Source organism: Clostridium thailandense (assembly GCF_019207025.1).
Taxonomy (GTDB): domain Bacteria; phylum Bacillota; class Clostridia; order Clostridiales; family Clostridiaceae; genus Clostridium_AM; species Clostridium_AM thailandense.
In genome coordinates, this window is sequence record NZ_JAEEGC010000199.1 from 1 (window position 1) to 19,421 (window position 19,421).

The window sequence follows — 19,421 nt, forward strand, 5'->3', positions numbered from 1 at the left end:
TGGAAAGTAATTTACCGAAAGTAGACTTATCCTCCGGGATATGTTTCCAAGCTTCGGCACTATAAAAACTTTTTATCAATCTAAAACTCAGTATTTAGAAAATCTAAGAACCTTTGATAAACTCGTACCTCAAACATATCAAAGGTTCTAAGATTTTCTAAAATACTTCGCTAAGATTGATTAAAAAGTTTTTATATGTGCTTTCAGCTTTGGAAACATATCCCTGCGTATAAGTTAAGTGTCTGATGTGGGTATCTATAATTTGTTTGTATGCCTTTTCATCAAGGAAAAGGTTACTGAGGTTAAAAGTGCGAAAAATTTTGAAATTTGAGCATATACATGATATAATCTTTAATGAATTATTATGAAAAAGTTTATATTACGATAATTTAAAGTTGGAGGTTTTTATATGGATAGTAGCACATGGAGTAATCTTTTAATGGTTTTTGGCTTGATAGGTGTTTTCCAGGGATTAGGTATGAAGTATAGTAAATCTGTTAGAAAAAAGCTTATGATTGATGCAGAAGGAATAGATAAAAAATATGTTAATTTTAAGATAAACTTTCTTCTATTTACAGGAACGTTTATCTTATTAGTTCAGTTAGTTGCGCATTTTAATCCTGTAGTAGGAGAAAAAATGCAGATACTTCTCTCAGCATTTTTACTTCTTGCTATAACTTCTGATATGATTTATAGAAAAATTAGAAGAAGAAAACAAAAATAAAATATAGGATTGAACGGCCGAAACTTAACTTATACTCCAGGATACATTGATAGTATTTCGGCACGATAAATACTATCAATATATCCCTGCGTATAAGTTAAGTTTCTGTTTTTTAACCCTATATATTTTTAAAAATCTGTAGCCTAATTTATACATGATAATATATAAGTTTGTTAATAAATGTCAATTTACCATTTTAGTGTATAGAAAAAGGATATAAACACTGGTACTAGGGAGCTTAGTATAACTCCATTTAGAAAAGAAACTACAGCAATTTCTGGGCTTGTGGCTTTTGAAATAAGGGGTAGGGTTGTATCCATGGAAGTAGCACCAGCAGGGGCTATCGTTGTGTAGTGATTTAGCTTTACAGCTATTATAGGAATTAATACGACAGCTATAAGTTCTCTAAATATATTTGTAAGAAAAGCTGTAGTTCCAACCTGCGCTCCATCTAAATTAGTAAGCATTATTCCGGAAAGACTATACCAACCAAAGCCTGAAGCTATAGACAAACTGGATTTAAAGGAAAGTCCATAAATTAGTGCAGTTACAATTCCGCCGGCAAAGCTTCCAATAATAATGCAAATAGGAATTAGTATGATTTTTAAACCGCTTTTCTTTAAATTTTTAATTAAATTTTTATTTGAACCAACATCAATTCCAACGGATAAAATTAAGAAACTAAGAAATATTGTGGACAAAATATTAATATTATCTAGTATATTCTGAGGCATTATAAAATATCCACATAACATTCCTGCGATAACTGAAACAATTATTAAAGATGTCATAGTACTAATCCCTCTCTTTCATAAAGTATGAAGTAACAAAGAAAACTAAAATTATACTAAAAAGAGAAGTTAATAAAGCAAAGGTTAAAGATATTTTACCAATGTTTTTAAGATTTCTTATTATAGCTTTATTTCCCCCAGCAGATATACCCATACAAAATAAAAGAAAAATGACACCAATTTGTTGTATACGGCTGTTATAACTTTTATGTTTATCATTTAGATTGAAAAAATATCCTATAAATATTCCTACAAACAATGAAACAAGAATAAGCCACATTTTATATCACCTCATAGAGTAAACTTTTTATTGAAATAATAGCAGATTTTATTTGAACCGAGTTTATGCTTTTAGTTCGAAATTTTTATATTTTCTATTGTAGTATTCCTTGTCATAAGGAACTTCTCTTAAAGGGCAATCGCCAGGACACATAAAGCAATTTTTATATCCATCCTCATTATGAAAATAAATGCCTGAGTAAGTTTTTGATGGGTTCATGTAAAAATTATCACCTAAGGATACACCTATTAATTCTGTAGGGTCGTTTAATAAATTAAATATTTTTTTTAATTCACTTATATTCCAATCAATAGTAGATCCAGGGTTAACTCTAGCTAAAGTATGACAATTGAATTCAATTTCTATAAGAGATTGAAGAGATTTATGTATTTGTATTAAAATAGTTTGGCTAATAAATTCTGATAGTTTATTAGTAAATGAGTCTGTTTTTAGATTACACCATTGCTGAAGTTCATTACCGCAGGTAACTATATAAGGAAATGCGATAAGCTCTTTCTGTAAATTTGCACTTATAACCTTGCTTAGAAATTTTTCTCCTCCTATAATTACAAAGTCGTTGTCTTTTTCACTTATAGTGCATTTCCTAAATAGAGCTCTAGGTTTGGCTATTTTTTTAGCTTCCTCGATAAGCTCCTTTAATATAAGAGATTCTTTATGATTACTTATGTCTAAGTCACTAAGTAGTTTGTCTGATTTTATATCAAATTTTAAGTCCTTTAATATAAAAAATTCGTCGGATAATAAATCCATTAATGTTACCTCCTTAATATAAATTTTATACTTTTAACTACAATCATTAAACTTACTCATTTCTCATGCTGCATTTATCTTTATTCGGACACCTGCTGCAGTCGTGATCAACTTTGCTTAAAGGTTTGTCCTTGTCAGCTCCATATACATAAGCCATAGATCGTAGAGAAGTAAGCATAAAGTCTTCATTTACATATACTCCAAGGAAATTTTTAGAATCAAGTATATCTAGTATATTTTTTTGATACCATAAAGGAATTTCTCCATCTCCAGGGGCTATTCTGCGGCTAAGACCAATATTCATTTCTGCAGCTTTCGCATATATATGTTCAAATAATTGAGAACTTATTTCAAACAGATAAGAGGCTGCCATGGCATCCAATACCATTCCTTCTTTCATCTTAGCGTATGAAAAAAATTCATTTACTTTTTCAGTAATTTTATCACCCATAGTTACTATACAATAAACAAGCTGTCTATAGTCTTTAATAACATTAAAAGTAAAGTCTTCAGCTTTTTCTCCTATAGAAAACATGCCAGCAGGCTGTACACGTTCATATAAAACAGGTAATAATTTGTCGTACAAAGTACCTATCTCATCATCTGCTATGATTTCGCAATAAGATTTTAGAGTATTTATAACCTGTTGTTTATCTAATTTAAAATCAAATTCCAGTATTACTTCCACTTTATATCCCTCCGAATTAGTTAAGGTTTTACTGATTATATATATTATACACCATGCTGTAAAAATATTCATTTATGTCTGTAGAAAAATTATCAATTGACAAAATTGTAAGAATAGTATATATTAAGTGTGTAATTAAATTTAATATAAAACTTTTGGGGCAGGGTGTAATTCCCGATCGGCGGTAAAGTCCGCGAGCTGATAGTCAGCATGAACTGGTTAAATTCCAGTACCGACAGTAAAGTCTGGATGAGAGAAAGTTGTTATTAAGTATATTGATATTTGTCATATATATTTGATATTTTTGCCCCTGAAAGTTTTCAGGGGTTTTGTTGTTTTTAAAATAAATTTTATAGTGTTTTATATATAATTGTTAGCATAAATAAGCATCATGACTCAAGTTTTTTGGAATACTAAATTTTAAGTCCAGAAGGATTAAGGTATGGGAATGTACTTTGAATTTTAATGTAAAAATATTGATAAAATGTAATTATATTAAATAAAACGATAAAGCTTTTATAGATTCAATATAAAAAATTACAAAGGGGTGGAATAATGAATAATAGATATCCACAAGTTAACGAATCTTATATGAATATTGCTTTAGATTTAGCTAAGAAAGGAGAAGGGGCAGTAAATCCTAATCCTTTAGTAGGAGCAGTTGTTGTTAAAGATAATGAGATAGTAGGAAGGGGATACCATAAGTTTTATGGAGGTCCACATGCTGAAGTATATGCTCTAAGAGAAGCTGGAGAAAAAGCTGCAGGTGCAGATATTTACGTTAGTCTAGAACCCTGCAGTCACTATGGCAAAACTCCTCCTTGTGTAGAAGCTATCAAGAAGGCAGGTATAAAGAGAGTAATTGTTGCAATGAAGGATCCCAACCCTTTGGTAGCTGGAAGAGGAATTAATTTTTTAAAAGAAAATGGCATTGAAGTCATTACAGGGATTTTAGAGGATGAGGCAAAAGCTCTAAATGAAATATTTATAAAGTACATAACAAGTAAGATGCCTTTCGTAATTTTAAAGACAGCTATGACAATAGATGGAAAAATAGCTACTTTTACTGGAGATTCAAAGTGGATAAGTGGAGAAGAATCTAGAGAATATGTTCACAGGATACGAAATAAGGTCATGGGAATAATGGCTGGAATAGGAACGATAATTAAAGATGATCCATTACTTACTACAAGGGTTAAGGAAGAAGAAGGAAAGAGTCCAAAGGCTATAATTATAGACTCAAAATTAAGAATACCTTTAGAAGCTAAGATATTAGGAACGGTAAAGGAAAGAGAAGTAATAATAGCATGTACAGATGAATTTGATAATGATAAGAAGAATGCTTTAGAACAGAAAGGAGTAAGAATTATAGTAACTCCTAAAGATGGAGGTAGCAAGGTAGATTTAAAATACCTTGTCGAAGAAATCGGTAAGTTAGGTATAGATAGTATACTTTTAGAGGGCGGAGGAACCTTGAATTTTTCTGCATTGAATTATGGAATAGTGAACAAGATTATATGTTTTATAGCACCTAAAATACTTGGAGGGCAAGACGCAAAAACTTCCGTTGAAGGTAAAGGTGTAGAAAAAATACAGGATGCAATAAAAGTTAACAACATTGAATATAAGACTATAGGAAAAGATTTATTATTAGAGGGATATATAGAATATTAATATGGTGGTGATTACATGTTTACTGGATTAGTTGAGGAAATTGCTGAAATTTTAAGTGTATCTACTGGTGAAAAATCTGCCAGTCTTACCATAAAGTCAAAAAAGATATTGGAAGATGTAAAGCTTGGGGATAGTATAGCAGTTAATGGAGTATGCTTAACTGTAACGAGTTTTGATAAAGGATGTTTCACGGTAGATGTTATGCCTGAAACAATGAGAAAAAGTAATCTTGGGAAGTTAGTGAAGAATAGTAAAGTTAACCTTGAAAGAGCTATGCAATTAGGAGCAAGATTTGGTGGTCATATAGTAAGTGGACATATAGATGGTATAGGTAAGGTTATAAATATGAAAAATGAAGACATAGCTACATGGGTTACAATTGAAGCAGATTTCCATCTGCTAAAGTACATAGTTATGAAAGGATCAGTAACAATAGATGGCATTAGTCTTACTGTTGCTGAACTAGGAGATACATTTTTTAAGGTATCCCTTATACCTCATACAAAAGAAGAGGCAAATATTTATGAAAAAAAAGTTGGCGATGAAGTGAATATAGAGTGTGATATAGTTGGAAAATATATTGAAAGGCTTTTGTTTATGAAAGATAGAGAAGAAAAGAAATCAAAGGAAGAAAGCAGAGTTACAGAGGATTTACTTAAAGAGTATGGGTTTATGTAATTAAATCAAGATATATACTAAAACAAGGGAGATGTAAAGTATGGAAAATAAGTTTAACACTATAGAAGAGGCATTGTTAGATATAAAAGAAGGAAAGATGATTGTTGTAGTTGATGACGAAAACCGTGAAAATGAAGGAGATCTTCTTATGGCGGCAGAGAAAGCTACTGGTGAACATATAAATTTTATGGCTAAGTATGGAAGAGGACTTATATGCACACCTATGACAAAGCAGAAGCTTCAAGAGCTAAATATTAACCCTATGGTTAAGGATAATACTGATAATTTTTATACTGCGTTTACAGTATCTGTTGATGCTGCAGAAACCTCTACAGGTATATCTGCTTATGATAGAGCTTTAACAGTACAAAAATTAATAAGTTCTGATTCTAAAGCAAATGACTTTAAAAGACCTGGTCATGTATTTCCATTAGAAGCTAAAGAAGGTGGAGTGCTTATAAGAACAGGACATACAGAAGCCGCAGTAGATTTACCTAGAATGGCTGGACTTTATCCTGCAGGAGTAATCTGTGAAATAATGAATGAAGATGGAACAATGGCTAGGGTTCCTCAGCTCTTAGAATTTGTTAAAGAACACAATTTAAAAATTATAACTATTGCAGATTTAATAGCTTATAGAAGAAAAAATGAAAAATTTGTAAGGGCAGCAGCAGAGGCAAAAATGCCAACAAGATATGGTGAATTTAGAGCTGTAGGATATGAGAACATTATTAACGGTGAACATCATGTGGCGCTTGTAAAAGGGGATAATTTTGGTGATGAACCAGTTTTAGTTAGGGTGCATTCAGAATGTTTAACTGGAGATGTGTTTCATTCCTTAAGATGTGATTGTGGAGAGCAGTTAGCAGCGGCCTTAACTCAAATAGAGAATGAGGGTAAAGGTGTGCTTTTATATATGAGACAAGAGGGAAGAGGTATAGGACTTTTAAATAAACTTAAGGCTTATTCACTTCAAGAAAAAGGAATGGATACAGTTGAGGCAAATTTAGCTTTAGGATTTCCAGCAGATTTAAGAGATTATGGAATAGGAGCACAAATACTTCAGGATTTAGGTATAACAAAAATAAAACTCTTAACTAACAACCCTAAAAAAATAGCGGGCCTTTCAGGTTACGGTATAGAGATAGTTGATAGAGTTCCAATACAGATGGAGTACACAAAGGAAAACGAATATTATCTAAAAACTAAAAAAGAAAAGATGGGCCATATGCTCAAATTATAAAAGCAAGGTTTCTAATGTTAGAAATTTTATACAAGATAGTTTGTGAAAACAAGAGGAGGAAGTAAATATGAAAACTTATGAAGGAAAGTTAACAGCAGAAGGATTAAAATTTGGAATAGTAGTTGGAAGATTTAATGAATTTATCGGTTCAAAACTACTTGCAGGAGCACTAGATAGCTTAAAAAGACACGGTGCTTGTGAAGAGGATATAGAAGTAAGTTGGGTTCCAGGAGCTTTTGAGATTCCACTAATAGCTAAAAAAATGACCGCCATGAAAAAATATGATGCAGTAATATGTTTAGGTGCAGTAATTAGAGGATCCACTCCTCATTTCGATTATGTTTGTAGTGAGGTGTCAAAAGGAGTAGCACAGGTATCCCTTCAGTCAGAAATGCCAGTAATTTTTGGAGTATTAACAACTGAAAATATAGAGCAGGCAATAGAAAGAGCTGGAACTAAGGCTGGAAATAAAGGATATGATGCAGCAATGACAGCAATAGAAATGGCAAATCTTATTAAGGATCTAAAGTAAAAAATATTAAAGCCGCTTCATATATAGGAAAGCGGCTTTAATATTTTAATTTTCTTTTCCAAATTTTTTAAATAAATTATGCTTTAAAATTTCATCAGAATATTCTAATTGATTTAAAGCATTTTCCTTTTTTGATTTAAGATCTTCGTTTTCATCAATTTTTTGTCCTGTAGACATATCAAAATAGTTGTTTGTTTGAGACATGTAGTAGTATTTACCATCGATAAATGAACTATCTCTGAAAATTACACTTTCATCTTTAGGATTAAATAAATCCTTACCCATTAAATCTTTGCTTGGTAAATCAAACAAGTTACATAAGGTTGGATATATATCCATTTGACCACCAGGTATACTATTAACACCTTTATTAGACTCATCAGGAAAATGAATCAACATAGGTACCTTTTGAAGTTTAGCGTATTCAAGATCAGATAAAGAGTCCTTATTTAAAAATTTTGCAAGTTCTGTTACATGATCTTTAGGTATAGCATAATGGTCACCATAAAGAACTACTACAGAGTCTTTTAAGATTCCCTCTTTCTCAAGTTTGTCAAAGAACATTCCAAGTTGTGCATCAGTATAATGTATAGCTTTTAAATAGTCTCCCAAAAGTGTATTTTCATATTGGCCAACATTAAGATCACCATAATTGTTAACATCATCGAAAGGAAAATGACTGCTTAAAGTTATTAAAAAGGCATAATAAGGTTCATTAAGTTCTTTAATTTTATCTACAGATTGAGATAGAAAAGATTTATCACTTAAACCAAGGCCTATATTTTCATCTATATTATAGCTTTTTTCACCATAGAAATTGTTAAAGCCATATTTTTTATAAATAACATTTCTATTCCAGAAGCTTTCTCTAAAACCATGAAAGGCTGAGGTTTCATAGCCAGCTTCTCCGAAACTTTTAGGCATGGCATTAAACTCGTTTCCACAATACATAAAGCATGCAGCACCACTAACTGCAGGATATAGAGAATTATTACTCATAAACTCAGCATCTGAAGTTCCACCAGCAGAGATTTGATAATAGAAGTTATCAAAATAAATACTATTTTTAGTATATTTATTTAAATTAGGAGTTATTTCTGATCCCTCAACCTTACTATTTATAACAAAACCTTGAAGGGCTTCAACTTGAATCATAATAAGATTTTTACCTTTAACAATTCCCTTTAAGTTAGATGTATCCTGGGAGTTAGATTGCAAGAATGTCTTAATTTCATTTTCTTTTTTCTTTGAAACGGGAGTATTTTTGCTTATACTTGTATTAAGTGAGTTATATAAATCTAAATAATGGTAGTTAAGAAATCCTAATCTCTTTACTATATAAACTCTATTATAAAACGTAGTTAAAAGTCTTGGCTGATCCTTAGATAAATCATAAAAACTTTTTGCATTAATAGAGAAACTAAAAATTAATAAAATAAAGAAAAGAGATAATTTTAAAGTTCTAGATAATTCAAATCTATTTGCATATTTAAATTTTATAAGTATGGGAAATATAAGAATTATATCTAGAGCATAAAGAAAATCTGAAAGTCTTATAAGGGTACTTACACTAGATTTTACGGCACCTAACTGCAAGCCATTTATTAAAACTGGTATGGAAATTACATCTTTAAAGTATCTAAAATATGTTAAGTCTCCTATAATAAAGAGTGTTATGATTATATTACATAAATATAAAAATTTAACTCTTCGAGAATTGCTAAAAAGCAGTGATATTGCTATAATAATTAAAATTGATGCGAAAACAGGAGAAAATAATGAGAAATAAGAAAAATAACCTGATTCCATCTGCTTTCCATATAAAAGGACTTTAATCGTTACTAAAAGCAAGAATAATAATATATCTAAATATGTACGGATATGTAAGTTAACCCTTTTCATATATAGTCCTCCATAATACAAAGTATTTATCAGTGTAAATTATAGAACTAATATATGTATAATTCAAAAACAATATGTTAATAAAATGTTTCTAAAGCATTTTAAATAGATGTATTTATGACTAACTATTTACATAACCGAAATACTGTAGCATAATATATTTGTTATGAAGAAAAAAGCTAGGAGGAATTGGATATTATGGATGAAGAATTAAAAGACGAAGGCATTCTTATAGATGGAAAAGAAGCAAAAAGACAATTCTTAGAAGAATTAAGAAGTAAAAATGAAGAGGAAAGTAGAAAAGAAGAGGAAGAAAAAAATAATCAAAATAATGAAGATGAAGAAGAGAAAAAGAAGCAGTTTTTAGAAGAAGTACGAAAAAATTTAGAAGATAAAAAAGTAGAAGGTAAAAAAATTAGCGAAGATGACAATTTGAAAATTGAAAACAAAGATATAGTAGACAACAATGATGATTCTAAGACTGAAAAGTCAGAAGGTAAAGTAGAAAATGATGATCAAAGCAGTAGTGAGGAGATTTCAGAGGATAAAGTCTCAGAGGATAAAGTTTCAGAGGATAAAGTCTCAGAAGAAAATAAAGAAGAGAATGTAGATACAGCGTTAGTAAGCAGTGATAACACTGAGAATAAAGGAAAAAATTTACTTGACGGTACTGCAAAGGCTTCCTTAATAGATACAGCTTTAACTGCTGTAGTTTCTGTGTTTGGAGTGTATATATTTGATTTGATTTTGAGAATATTTGGATACTATGTAGTAGATTTTAAAGGAGTATATATAATATTGTTTTTAATAATACTAGTACTATATCCAATTATTATGCATCATTCAAAACAAGGAAAAACTTTAGGACAGAAAATTGGTAAAATGGAAGTGAAAGAAAGGGAAGAATAAGAATTGAAAAAGGGCAATGAATACGAATTTTACATAGAAAAAACTGAATTTCCAGCTACAGGTGTGGCAAATTATGATGGACTTAACGTATATATAAAAAATGCTTTTCCTGGTCAAAAGTTAAAAGCTAGAGTATCAAAGAAAAGAAAAGAATATGCAGAAGCTAAAATAACAGAAGTATTGGAAAATGTAGATTATGCAAGGGAAACAGCTTGTTCTCATTTTAATCTTTGTGGAGGTTGTAACTCTCAATTTATTCCTTATGAAAATCAATTAGAATTAAAAAAACAACAAGTGTTAGACCTTTTGAACAATGGTGGTATTAAAGGATTTGAATTTCTGGGCATCGAAAAAAGCCCCGAAGAGTTTGAATATAGGAATAAAATGGAGTTCACTTTTGGAGATGAGGAAAAGGGTGGAGAACTTACATTAGGTATGCACATAAAGGGTAAAAGCTTTGGAATTGTTAATGTTCAAGACTGCCAAATAGTAGATGAGGATTTCAGAGTTATATTAGATACTGTAGTAAGATATTTCAGAGAAAAAAGCCTTTCTTATTATAGAATAATGAAGAGAGAAGGTTACTTAAGAAACCTGGTAATAAGAAAAGGCAAAAATACAGGAGAAATTTTAATAAACATTGTAACTACATCACAAATAAAGTTTGATTTAAGTGAGTTAACTGATATACTTAAAAACTTAAGTTATAATGGAGAAGTTAAAGGCATATTACATACTATAAATAATAGTTTTTCAGATGTAGTTCAAGCTGATAGTGCTGAAATTTTATATGGAAGAGACTATATAATAGAAGAAATTTTAGGACTCAAATTTAAAATAGCTCCAGAATCTTTCTTTCAGACAAATTCAAAAGGAGCTGAAAGACTTTATAGTATTGTGAAGGAGTTTTTAGGAGATGCTTCTTCTAAAGTGGTTTTTGATTTATATTGTGGAACTGGAACTATAGGACAAATAGTAGCACCTAATGCTAAAAAGGTTATAGGAGTTGAGCTTATAGAAGAGGCGGTAAAATCCGCTAATGAAAATGCGAAGCTCAATGGACTTGACAATTGTGATTTCATAGCTGGGGATGTGGCAGAAGTAATAAAAACTATTAATTATAAACCAGATATTATAATTTTAGACCCACCGAGGCCAGGTGTTCACCCTACTGCATTGGATTATGTAATTAAGTTTAATGCACCAGATATAATTTATGTATCATGTAATCCTAAGACTTTAGTAACAGATCTTGAAGTGTTAAAAAATGCAGGATATAAGGTAGATAAAGTTAAACTTATGGATATGTTCCCTCATACGCCGCACGTGGAGACAGTTGCTAAGCTAGTTAAGAAATAGGCATTGAACACTTAGTGAAGCGATAGCTGAACTTAGTGTGAAAGCCCATCTTACGGAGGGTAACTACGTCAGATGTTCCTTATAAAAATTAGACTTTGAAGGTTTTTAAGTAAATATTTAAGTGTGTTTTATGTTCCCTCAGACTGGTTTGGGGGAATTTTGCTTTAGGGGGTTGTACAATTACGCAGAACTAAGGATATTTGCGTTAAAGTATAGGTTTTGCGTATTTGTTTATAGATGAATAGGCTAAAAATTATTGAACCCAATATTGAATAAATTATATATCTTTAAGTAGCTTCATGCTATAACGAGTACTTTTTCTTTTACTCCAACGGTCACGTCCAGTTGGTGATTTAATATTTTTATTTTCAAGTTCACGTATGATTCCTAAAATACTGTAACCACTTAAATATAAATCAAAGATTAGTTTAACTGTTAGAGCTTCATCATCTATAATAACAAGATTTCCTCCATTATCATGTCTATATCCAAAACATTTTCTGTTATATAGTTTTGATATACCATTTTCTGATTTTCGTTTAATGCCCCATTTTATATTATGACTGCATGATTCACTTTCAGCTTGTGCAAAAGACTCAAGTACTGTGATAAGAAACATATTTGAAGCATCTTTGCTATGAATATCTTCATTCTCAAAGAATACATCAACATGTAGATTATTTAAATTGTTTAAAATTTCAAGGATCTCTACAGTATTCCTACCAAAACGACTGATTGATTTTGTGATAATTAAATCTATTTTATGATTTTCACAGTCTTCTATCATCCTTTTAAATTCATTTCTTCCAGAGGTAGCTTTACCTGATTTTATATCAGAGTAAATATCTACAAGTTCCCAGTTTGGATGACGGTGAACTAGATTATTATAATATGATATTTGATTTGAAAGACTATTGAGTTGTTCATTATGTAAAGTGCTGACTCTGCAGTATATGGCAACTTTTAAATTCTTATATGCAGGGATTAGTATCATTTTACTTACTTTTCTATTTCTATTCAAAACACTACTTCCATAATTTTTATTATATAAATAGGAGTATAGCCATAAACTTTTTTCATTATACACAGGGTATTGGAGAGCAGGCGGAAATCTTTTGATTATATGTGTTAAATGATTTATAAGTCGGGTATTGATAAAGGATAACAATTATGCTAAAATTGTTCTAAAGTATCCGCTTGAAATGTGAAATAGCGGAGTTTAAGGTGAAAAAATGATTGATTATAATTTGTTAGTTAAAGAATTTAAAAAACATGATGGGGTAATGAAAACTTCAGAACTTAACACTTTCGGCTTAAATAGCAGGAACTTGCGTGGATTATTAGAAGAAGATAAAATAGTAAAAATAAAAAAAGGAGTTTATCAGTTAGCAAATGACGTTGATACTCAAGATGATGTTATTATAGGAAAACTATTTCCTTCAGCAATAATTTATCTTCAAAGTGCTCTTTTATATTATGGGTATACTGATAGAATACCTTTTACTTGGCAAATTGCTGTTGATAAAAATAGTTCTAAAAGTCAATATAAAATTGATTATCCTGCTGTAACGCCGTTCTATTTAAAGCGTGAAATTTTAGAAGTTGGTGTTAGTGAATATTCTATAGGAAATATTAGAATAAAAATTTATGACAGAGATCGAACTATTTGTGATATTTTAAGGTATGAAAAGAAGATTGATAAGGAAATTTTTAATAAAGCTGTTCAAGCTTATATTAAAGATGATAAAAAAAACATAAGTAAGCTTTTAGAATATGCAAAAGTTTTAAGGGTTATTAATAAAGTTAAAATATATGTTGGAGTGTGGCTATAATGATAAACAAAGGAGCATCAATCGTAGCAAAATTAAAAAATAAAGCTTTAAAAGAAGGATTACAGCTACAACTGTTACTAAATCTTTTTTGCCAAGAAGAATTTTTGAGAATAATTGGGAAATAATAGAAAATATCAAAAGAATTATCAATAATATAATTTCCCCAACAAATATAAATGATTTTATTAGTTTTGAAGTAAAAGGATTTGAGCCTATTGCAGAACAAAGAGAATACAATGGTATTAGAGTAAATATGATTGGGCATATTTCAAACACTAAAACCCCGTTTAGTATTGATCTTGGAGTAGGGGATGTTGTTGTTCCACCACCAACTAGAATGGAATTACCAATTTTAATAGATGAGTTTGAAAGACCCAATGTACTTACTTATTCTTTAGAAACGACAATAGCAGAAAAATTTGATGCAATCATAACAAGAATGGAATTAAGCAGCAGAATGAAAGATTTTTTTGATATCTATTATTTAGCAAATACCGTTGATTTTGATGGAAGAAAACTCCAAGAAGCTATGTTTGAAACATTACAAAATAGACATACTGTTTATGAACAAAACTCTTTAAGCAGAGTATTTAATTTAATAAACGATAAAGATATGGTGAAAAGATGGAAGTCATTTTGTAAAAAGATTCTTAGGTTTGATTTGGAATTTGAAAATGTACTTGCGGATATAATAAAATTTTTAGAAGTGCCGTATAATGCAATATTGGCGGAGGAAGAAAACTTTGAATTCTGGAATTATAAAGAGAAGAAATATGAGAAAAGAATTTAAATTTAGTAAGTGGTGATATAGTCATAGTAGATAAATGAGCCCTAAGTCATAGGTAGGTACAATAATGAACAGCTGTTTAGTATTATAATGAGTTGATTTTTTATATAGAGATTAATAGTATCAAAATAAAAGTTTAGCCTAGGTGTCTCACTATAAGCTTAGGTATAGATAAGGATAAAAAAGTTGTTAATAAAATAGGACATGGGTTTGAATATAAAAAAGATAGATATGTACTTTTAAAAAAGCCTTTTAATTCAGCATATACTTTTATTCAAACAAAGAAATTTAACATAATTAATGCCAGTAATACTAATTAGGAGCAAAGTAGAATGTGAATTTATGCTAGCAGACAATAATTTAGAAGATATATTAAATAACAGAAAATATGATATAGGTAAAAATGGAGCTATAATAGAATTTATTAATAAAAATAAGGCGGTTGATTTTGTTGAGGTACTTGAAACTGAAGAAGAATATTATTTCAAAGTTAGGTATTTTAATATTGATGATGCTTTATATGAGTATGATATAAGCAGAAGGGAAGAGTCCAAAGCAAAAATTGATTCGAGATATATTGATAATATATTAAGCTGCAAGAAAGAAAAAGTTAATAATATTATTAATGAAATTGTAAAATGTGGAATGGAAAGAGCTTTGCATCTATTTTGTCAATTATTTAGTGAACACAATTATATATTTGTACACAACCATAAGGCTGTGAGAGAAAACAGAGTAACTAATCAGGAATACACTAATGCACAAGAGCACAAAATTAAGCAAGGTTTTATGTTGCTTAATTGTTTGTATGTACTTTATTGTGACATTAAAAATAGAGAAGTAAAAATTTATAGCAGAAAAGTAGAAGAAGATTCTAATGGGACAAGAGTATTAAGAGATACCTATAGGACTGCGTTTATAAGAAAACTACATACAGGCTGGAAAATAAGTGATGAAGCTAAAAATAATGCTGAAAGGTTAGGGGTTATTCTTCCAGAAGGCTATACATTTGTAAGGGAACATATTCCTATATAAAATAAAGAGATTAAGAGAGTCGTCAGGATAAGAGAATAATATTTTTTTATCAAGTATAATGGCCTTTATAATATCTAAAAACGTCTTAAAGCTAGTTTGATGGACAGAATAGTAGATACAATTGAAAAATTTTAATACTATATATATGTAAATGCATATAGAAATCCATTAAAAATTACTATAAAATTTATATATACATATAAATTAATTTGGTGGTGAGTTTATGATTGATAATATTGATTTGACTAAAATAAAACAAAAAATAATGTTTATGCAGGGTAATATAGATAAACTAAGAAAGCTTCAAAATATTTCTAAGGATATATTTATAGAAGACTTTAGGAATGTAGATAGTGCTAAATATTTATTACAAGTTACAATTGAGGCGATGCTAGATATAAGTAACCATATAATAGCCAGAAACAGATGGGGAAAACCAGAAACTAATAAGGAAAGCTTTGAAATACTTGCAAGTAAAGATATTATTGAAAAAAAGTATATAGATGTGTATTTTTCTATGGCTAAATTCAGAAACAGAATTGTTCACATGTATTTTAATGTTAATGATGAAATGATTTACGATATAACTCAAAATAATTTAGAAGACTTTGAAGCTTTTATCAAAGCTATAGTTAGAAATCTTAGTATATAAGTAATACTTAAAGAATTGTATATATTAATGAAGGTTTAGGAAAATAAAAAAGGATTTGGAGGTGATACTGTGCTAAATATAGAAAATAAAATAGAAAGCTTAAAAAAATACTTTAGTGAGCAGCCTGATGTTTTGGGAGCATGGATAATAGGTTCGTATGGGACTGAGTATCAAAGAGAGGATAGCGATATTGATTTTGCTATACTTTATGATAAAGATATAAATGATCTAGAAGAAATGAAATTTGCGGGTGATCTTACGGAATTACTTAAAGTAGAGAATATTGATACTATAAATTTAAAAAAGGCACCTATTACCCTTCAATTCAAAACCATAAAAGAAGGTAGAACTTTGTATGAAGCAGACTACATAAAAGTGTGTGATTATATAGAATATGTGATAAATAATTACCAAAATAAAAAATATTATTTAGACCAATTTGATAAGGATTATTTTGCTAGTTTTTAACCCATTTTATAATTTATCAATAGATTCCACCAGGCATATTATTAATGAGTGACTTGGTGGTTCTTTGGTTTGGGGATAAAATTAATTTACACCTAAAGACGTAATTATATTAAGATGAGTAAAGTGAGGAAATAATAAGTATATGAAGAAGAAAAAGTGTAAAGCTATACATAAAAACTATGATATAGAAAGTGATGAATATTTTTACTATATAGCAGGCTATACTTCTAATGGAGTACCATTTGGAATCACATGGGAGGAAGCTATAAGGGATGGCTTAGTGGAAGAGAAGGAATTAATTGAAGAACTATCTGACGACTTACCATTTTAAATTATAGAAAATAGTTTTTAAACTATATAGGAAAGGTGAAAAGCAAGGAGTAAAGAATGAATTATAATGAGCTTTATAATAAATATAGGAAGCTGCTAGAAGAAAATCAAGCTTTAAGAATAGAAATTAAGGATTTAAGAAAACTCCTTCAGTTAGAAATTCCTGAGTTATGTATGAATGATGAAGATACAATGCTAATAGAGGGTAACCATGACACAGCGATTCAAAAAAATGAATGTGCAAAAATAAATAATAATAGTTCACCAGAAGATAAGATAAAGTTATTTATGTCACTATTTAAAGGAAGAGAAGATGTATATGCTAAGCGTTGGCAGAATAAAGAGGGTAAATCTGGCTATTCACCTGTATGTATAAATGAATGGATAAAAGGAATTTGTTATAAACCTAAAATAAAATGTTCGGAGTGTAAAAATAGAATATATGGTTCTTTTTTAAAGAAAGCATAAGTGCTGCATCTGCTAGAAAATTTGGTACAGGACTTCTTACTTATGCAATGACAAAAAGGCATGAAATCAAATTTAAATCTTATGATAGACTATTTCCGAATCAGGACACTATGCCAAAAGGAGAGTTTGGAAATCTTATAGCTTTGCCAATGCAGCGAAATGCTAGAAAAAACAAAAATAGTGTTTTTGTAGATAAAAGTTTGGAACCCTATAAAGATCAATGGAGTTTTTTAAGTTCTATTAGTAAGCTCACAAAAGATGAAATTGAATTTTATATTTCTGAATTTTGTTCTGGTGATGAGTTAGGTGATTTAAAGGAAGATATAATTGTACATACACAGCAATTGTTAGATCAGTGGAGAGAAAGATTAAGCCAATTTTTAGTGATAAATGAAGTTTTAGAAGTTGAAAATACTACTAAAAGAGGACGAAAAAAGAAGTTAGGTGCTATAGGGCAAATAGGGGCAGGCAAAAATAATTTGAATGGTATTATTGATATTGCTATTATTGATATTGCTATTATGCAATCATTAGTAAGAAAAGGTGAGGTTAAAGAATTAGTTAAGGATTATGGAATGGTTTTAGTGGATGAGTGCCACCATGTTTCAGCATTTAGTTTTGAGCAAATCTTAAAAAATGTAACAGCTAAATATGTTTACGGATTAACAGCAACTCCAATGAGAAAGGATGGTCATCATCCTATAATATTTATGCAATGTGGTCCAATTAGATATAAAGTGGATGCACGTAGGCAAGCTAAAAAACATCCTTTTGAACATTATGTTATTCCAAGATTTACATCTTTTAGAAAGCCTGTTTGTCAGGATGAAAAAGAATGGTCAATAGCAGAAATATATTCTGAAATAAGTACAAGTCAAATTAGAAATGAGTTAATTATTAATGATGTTATAAACTGTGTAAAAGAGGGAATAAATCCAATAGTTTTAACAGAAAGAACTGCACATGTTGAAATGATTGCTGATGCTTTAAAAGAAAAAATAACTAATGTTATTATGCTCACTGGGAGAATGTCAGTAAAAGAGAAGAAAGCTGAAATAGAGAAACTTTCAAGCATACCTAAAGAAAGCAGCATGGTAATAGTAGCTACAGGTAAATTTGTAGGAGAGGGTTTTGATGAACCAAGGTTAGATACTCTTTTCCTTGCAATGCCTATATCATGGAAAGGAACACTACAACAATATGCTGGAAGATTTCATAGAATATATGAAAACAAGAATGAGGTACAAATTTATGATTACGTTGATGTTCATGTTGGAGTATTAGAAAGAATGTATGAGAAAAGGTTAAAATGATATGCTTCAATAGGATATTCTGCTAAAAGCGAAAGCAAACCCTTTGAAACAATAAACTCAATTTATAACAATAATAATTTTTTAACCGTATTTAGTAATGATATTTTCTCTGCAAAACATGAGATTCTTATAGTTAGTCCTTTTATAAGCAAGAGAAGACTTTTTCAAATGTTAAAACTTTTAACGACTACAATAAAAAATTGTGATAAGGTTAAGGTAATTACTCGTCCAGAAACAGATTTTAAAGGAAAGGATAAAGATGTTTTAAAGGAAATGTATGAATCTATAAGGACATCTGGAGCAGAATTAATTTTTAAAGCAAATATACACCAGAAATTTGCAATAATTGATAAAAGAACTGTATGGTATGGAAGTATTAATCTTTTAAGTTATGGAAGCTCGGAATAAAGCATTATGAGATTAGAAAGTATAAATATTGCAAATGAGTTATTAGGTACCGTTGAATAAAAAAGAAAAGTTAACATGAATTTATTTTATTAAAAGTTAGTATGGAGGGTATTTCCGTGCTAACTTTTGTGTTTTAATATGAATACTTATAACTAATATTAAGCTGAAAAAATATGTTATCAAACATCCACTAAAAGAAACATTTCCATTACAGTTTGGAAGAAGAGCAGAAATCTTCCACCATTCTTCCACCAATGTAAAAAGTAACATAAAATTTTATAAAATATGAAAAATTACAGTAGAATATTTTAAGCCTTATATATCAATGGTTTGATAGTATATATAAATACATTTTAGTAGAAAAAGTTACCATAAAATAATTTTTGGGAATAAACGGCCGACACTTAACTTATGCTTCGGGATATATTTACATTTTTCCAGCACAATAAATACTTTTGACAAGTCTAAAGCCCATATTTTTAAAAAAGCTAAGACTTGTAGCAAAAGTATTTAAATGTGTCTTCCAGAATGTAAATATATCCCTGAGTATAAGTTAAGTGTCTGGTGTGGTTATCTA

23 protein-coding genes and 1 riboswitch are annotated in these 19,421 nt (G+C 29.6%); of the genes, 17 read left to right on the plus strand and 6 right to left on the minus strand.

Features of this window, described 5'->3' with window-relative positions:
- The first annotated feature begins 409 nt into the window (after positions 1-409).
- On the plus strand, positions 410-724 hold the full coding sequence (locus tag I6U48_RS27810; RefSeq protein WP_218323768.1) for a hypothetical protein: 315 nt from the start codon (positions 410-412) through the stop codon (positions 722-724).
- Positions 725-912: 188 nt separating this feature from the next.
- Here the strand turns inward: I6U48_RS27810 and I6U48_RS27815 are convergent, their stop codons facing one another.
- The 4 genes from I6U48_RS27815 to I6U48_RS27830 form a co-directional block, all read right to left on the minus strand.
- Complete coding sequence (locus I6U48_RS27815) at positions 913-1,515, minus strand: LysO family transporter (RefSeq protein WP_218323769.1); 603 nt, start codon at positions 1,513-1,515, stop codon at positions 913-915.
- A gap of 4 nt (positions 1,516-1,519) precedes the next feature.
- Positions 1,520-1,795, minus strand: a complete 276-nt coding sequence (locus tag I6U48_RS27820; RefSeq protein WP_218323770.1) for a LysO family transporter — start codon at positions 1,793-1,795, stop codon at positions 1,520-1,522.
- A gap of 63 nt (positions 1,796-1,858) precedes the next feature.
- Positions 1,859-2,566 (minus strand): hypothetical protein, encoded by a 708-nt coding sequence (locus I6U48_RS27825; RefSeq protein WP_218323771.1) that lies wholly within the window; start codon positions 2,564-2,566, stop codon positions 1,859-1,861.
- Between the two features lie 52 nt (positions 2,567-2,618).
- Positions 2,619-3,254: a 5-methyltetrahydrofolate--homocysteine methyltransferase gene (locus I6U48_RS27830; RefSeq protein ID WP_218323772.1), complete on the minus strand. Its 636-nt coding sequence runs from the start codon at positions 3,252-3,254 to the stop codon at positions 2,619-2,621.
- Between the two features lie 147 nt (positions 3,255-3,401).
- Positions 3,402-3,519: riboswitch (FMN riboswitch) on the plus strand.
- 290 nt (positions 3,520-3,809) lie between these two features.
- Here I6U48_RS27830 and ribD point away from each other — a divergent pair.
- From ribD to ribH, 4 genes are all read left to right on the plus strand, one after another.
- On the plus strand, positions 3,810-4,928 hold the full coding sequence (gene ribD, locus I6U48_RS27835; protein WP_218323773.1) for a bifunctional diaminohydroxyphosphoribosylaminopyrimidine deaminase/5-amino-6-(5-phosphoribosylamino)uracil reductase RibD: 1,119 nt from the start codon (positions 3,810-3,812) through the stop codon (positions 4,926-4,928).
- A gap of 15 nt (positions 4,929-4,943) precedes the next feature.
- Positions 4,944-5,606: a riboflavin synthase gene (gene ribE / locus I6U48_RS27840; RefSeq protein ID WP_218323774.1), complete on the plus strand. Its 663-nt coding sequence runs from the start codon at positions 4,944-4,946 to the stop codon at positions 5,604-5,606.
- Positions 5,607-5,646: 40 nt separating this feature from the next.
- Positions 5,647-6,849: a bifunctional 3,4-dihydroxy-2-butanone-4-phosphate synthase/GTP cyclohydrolase II gene (locus I6U48_RS27845; protein ID WP_218323775.1), complete on the plus strand. Its 1,203-nt coding sequence runs from the start codon at positions 5,647-5,649 to the stop codon at positions 6,847-6,849.
- Positions 6,850-6,916: 67 nt separating this feature from the next.
- Positions 6,917-7,381, plus strand: coding sequence for a 6,7-dimethyl-8-ribityllumazine synthase (gene ribH / locus I6U48_RS27850; RefSeq protein WP_218323776.1), 465 nt, complete (start codon positions 6,917-6,919; stop codon positions 7,379-7,381).
- A gap of 45 nt (positions 7,382-7,426) precedes the next feature.
- Here the strand turns inward: ribH and I6U48_RS27855 are convergent, their stop codons facing one another.
- A complete protein-coding gene (locus tag I6U48_RS27855) occupies positions 7,427-9,283 on the minus strand; it encodes an LTA synthase family protein (RefSeq protein ID WP_218323777.1) in 1,857 nt (618 codons plus the stop codon).
- Between the two features lie 198 nt (positions 9,284-9,481).
- Between I6U48_RS27855 and I6U48_RS27860 the strand changes: the two genes are divergently transcribed.
- Both I6U48_RS27860 and rlmD read left to right on the plus strand, forming a co-directional pair.
- Positions 9,482-10,192 carry an RDD family protein gene (locus I6U48_RS27860; RefSeq protein WP_218323778.1) on the plus strand — a complete coding sequence of 237 codons (711 nt, stop codon included), beginning with the start codon at positions 9,482-9,484 and terminating at the stop codon, positions 10,190-10,192.
- 3 nt (positions 10,193-10,195) lie between these two features.
- Positions 10,196-11,551: a 23S rRNA (uracil(1939)-C(5))-methyltransferase RlmD gene (gene rlmD, locus I6U48_RS27865; RefSeq protein WP_218323779.1), complete on the plus strand. Its 1,356-nt coding sequence runs from the start codon at positions 10,196-10,198 to the stop codon at positions 11,549-11,551.
- A gap of 277 nt (positions 11,552-11,828) precedes the next feature.
- Here rlmD and I6U48_RS27870 read toward each other — a convergent pair whose 3' ends face one another.
- Positions 11,829-12,572, minus strand: coding sequence for a recombinase family protein (locus tag I6U48_RS27870; RefSeq protein ID WP_218323780.1), 744 nt, complete (start codon positions 12,570-12,572; stop codon positions 11,829-11,831).
- A gap of 211 nt (positions 12,573-12,783) precedes the next feature.
- On the opposite strand from I6U48_RS27870, the gene I6U48_RS27875 reads away from it, so the two are divergent.
- The 10 genes from I6U48_RS27875 (at position 12,784) to I6U48_RS30410 (ending at position 18,844) form a co-directional block, all read left to right on the plus strand.
- Positions 12,784-13,383, plus strand: coding sequence for a type IV toxin-antitoxin system AbiEi family antitoxin domain-containing protein (locus tag I6U48_RS27875; RefSeq protein WP_218323781.1), 600 nt, complete (start codon positions 12,784-12,786; stop codon positions 13,381-13,383).
- Positions 13,383-13,508, plus strand: a complete 126-nt coding sequence (locus I6U48_RS30240; protein WP_281421860.1) for a hypothetical protein — start codon at positions 13,383-13,385, stop codon at positions 13,506-13,508. The genes I6U48_RS27875 and I6U48_RS30240 overlap by 1 nt, the downstream gene beginning before the upstream one ends.
- Complete coding sequence (locus tag I6U48_RS27880; protein WP_218323782.1) at positions 13,472-14,173, plus strand: nucleotidyl transferase AbiEii/AbiGii toxin family protein; 702 nt, start codon at positions 13,472-13,474, stop codon at positions 14,171-14,173. Before I6U48_RS30240 ends, I6U48_RS27880 begins: the two co-directional genes overlap by 37 nt.
- A 339-nt stretch (positions 14,174-14,512) precedes the next feature.
- Positions 14,513-15,205: a hypothetical protein gene (locus I6U48_RS27885; protein ID WP_218323783.1), complete on the plus strand. Its 693-nt coding sequence runs from the start codon at positions 14,513-14,515 to the stop codon at positions 15,203-15,205.
- A 223-nt stretch (positions 15,206-15,428) separates the two neighbouring features.
- Positions 15,429-15,857 (plus strand): type VII toxin-antitoxin system HepT family RNase toxin, encoded by a 429-nt coding sequence (gene hepT, locus I6U48_RS27890; RefSeq protein ID WP_218323784.1) that lies wholly within the window; start codon positions 15,429-15,431, stop codon positions 15,855-15,857.
- 69 nt (positions 15,858-15,926) lie between these two features.
- Positions 15,927-16,325 carry a type VII toxin-antitoxin system MntA family adenylyltransferase antitoxin gene (gene mntA / locus I6U48_RS27895; RefSeq protein ID WP_218323785.1) on the plus strand — a complete coding sequence of 133 codons (399 nt, stop codon included), beginning with the start codon at positions 15,927-15,929 and terminating at the stop codon, positions 16,323-16,325.
- A 142-nt stretch (positions 16,326-16,467) separates the two neighbouring features.
- Entirely contained in the window at positions 16,468-16,656 is a 189-nt protein-coding gene (locus I6U48_RS27900) for a hypothetical protein (protein WP_218323786.1), read from the plus strand.
- Positions 16,657-16,712: 56 nt separating this feature from the next.
- Positions 16,713-17,123, plus strand: coding sequence for a TOTE conflict system archaeo-eukaryotic primase domain-containing protein (locus tag I6U48_RS30400; RefSeq protein WP_312891152.1), 411 nt, complete (start codon positions 16,713-16,715; stop codon positions 17,121-17,123).
- Positions 17,120-18,436 (plus strand): TOTE conflict system archaeo-eukaryotic primase domain-containing protein, encoded by a 1,317-nt coding sequence (locus tag I6U48_RS30405; protein WP_376774608.1) that lies wholly within the window; start codon positions 17,120-17,122, stop codon positions 18,434-18,436. The genes I6U48_RS30400 and I6U48_RS30405 overlap by 4 nt, the downstream gene beginning before the upstream one ends.
- 144 nt (positions 18,437-18,580) lie before the next feature.
- Entirely contained in the window at positions 18,581-18,844 is a 264-nt protein-coding gene (locus I6U48_RS30410; RefSeq protein WP_312891154.1) for a phospholipase D-like domain-containing protein, read from the plus strand.
- Positions 18,845-19,421: the final 577 nt, after the last annotated feature.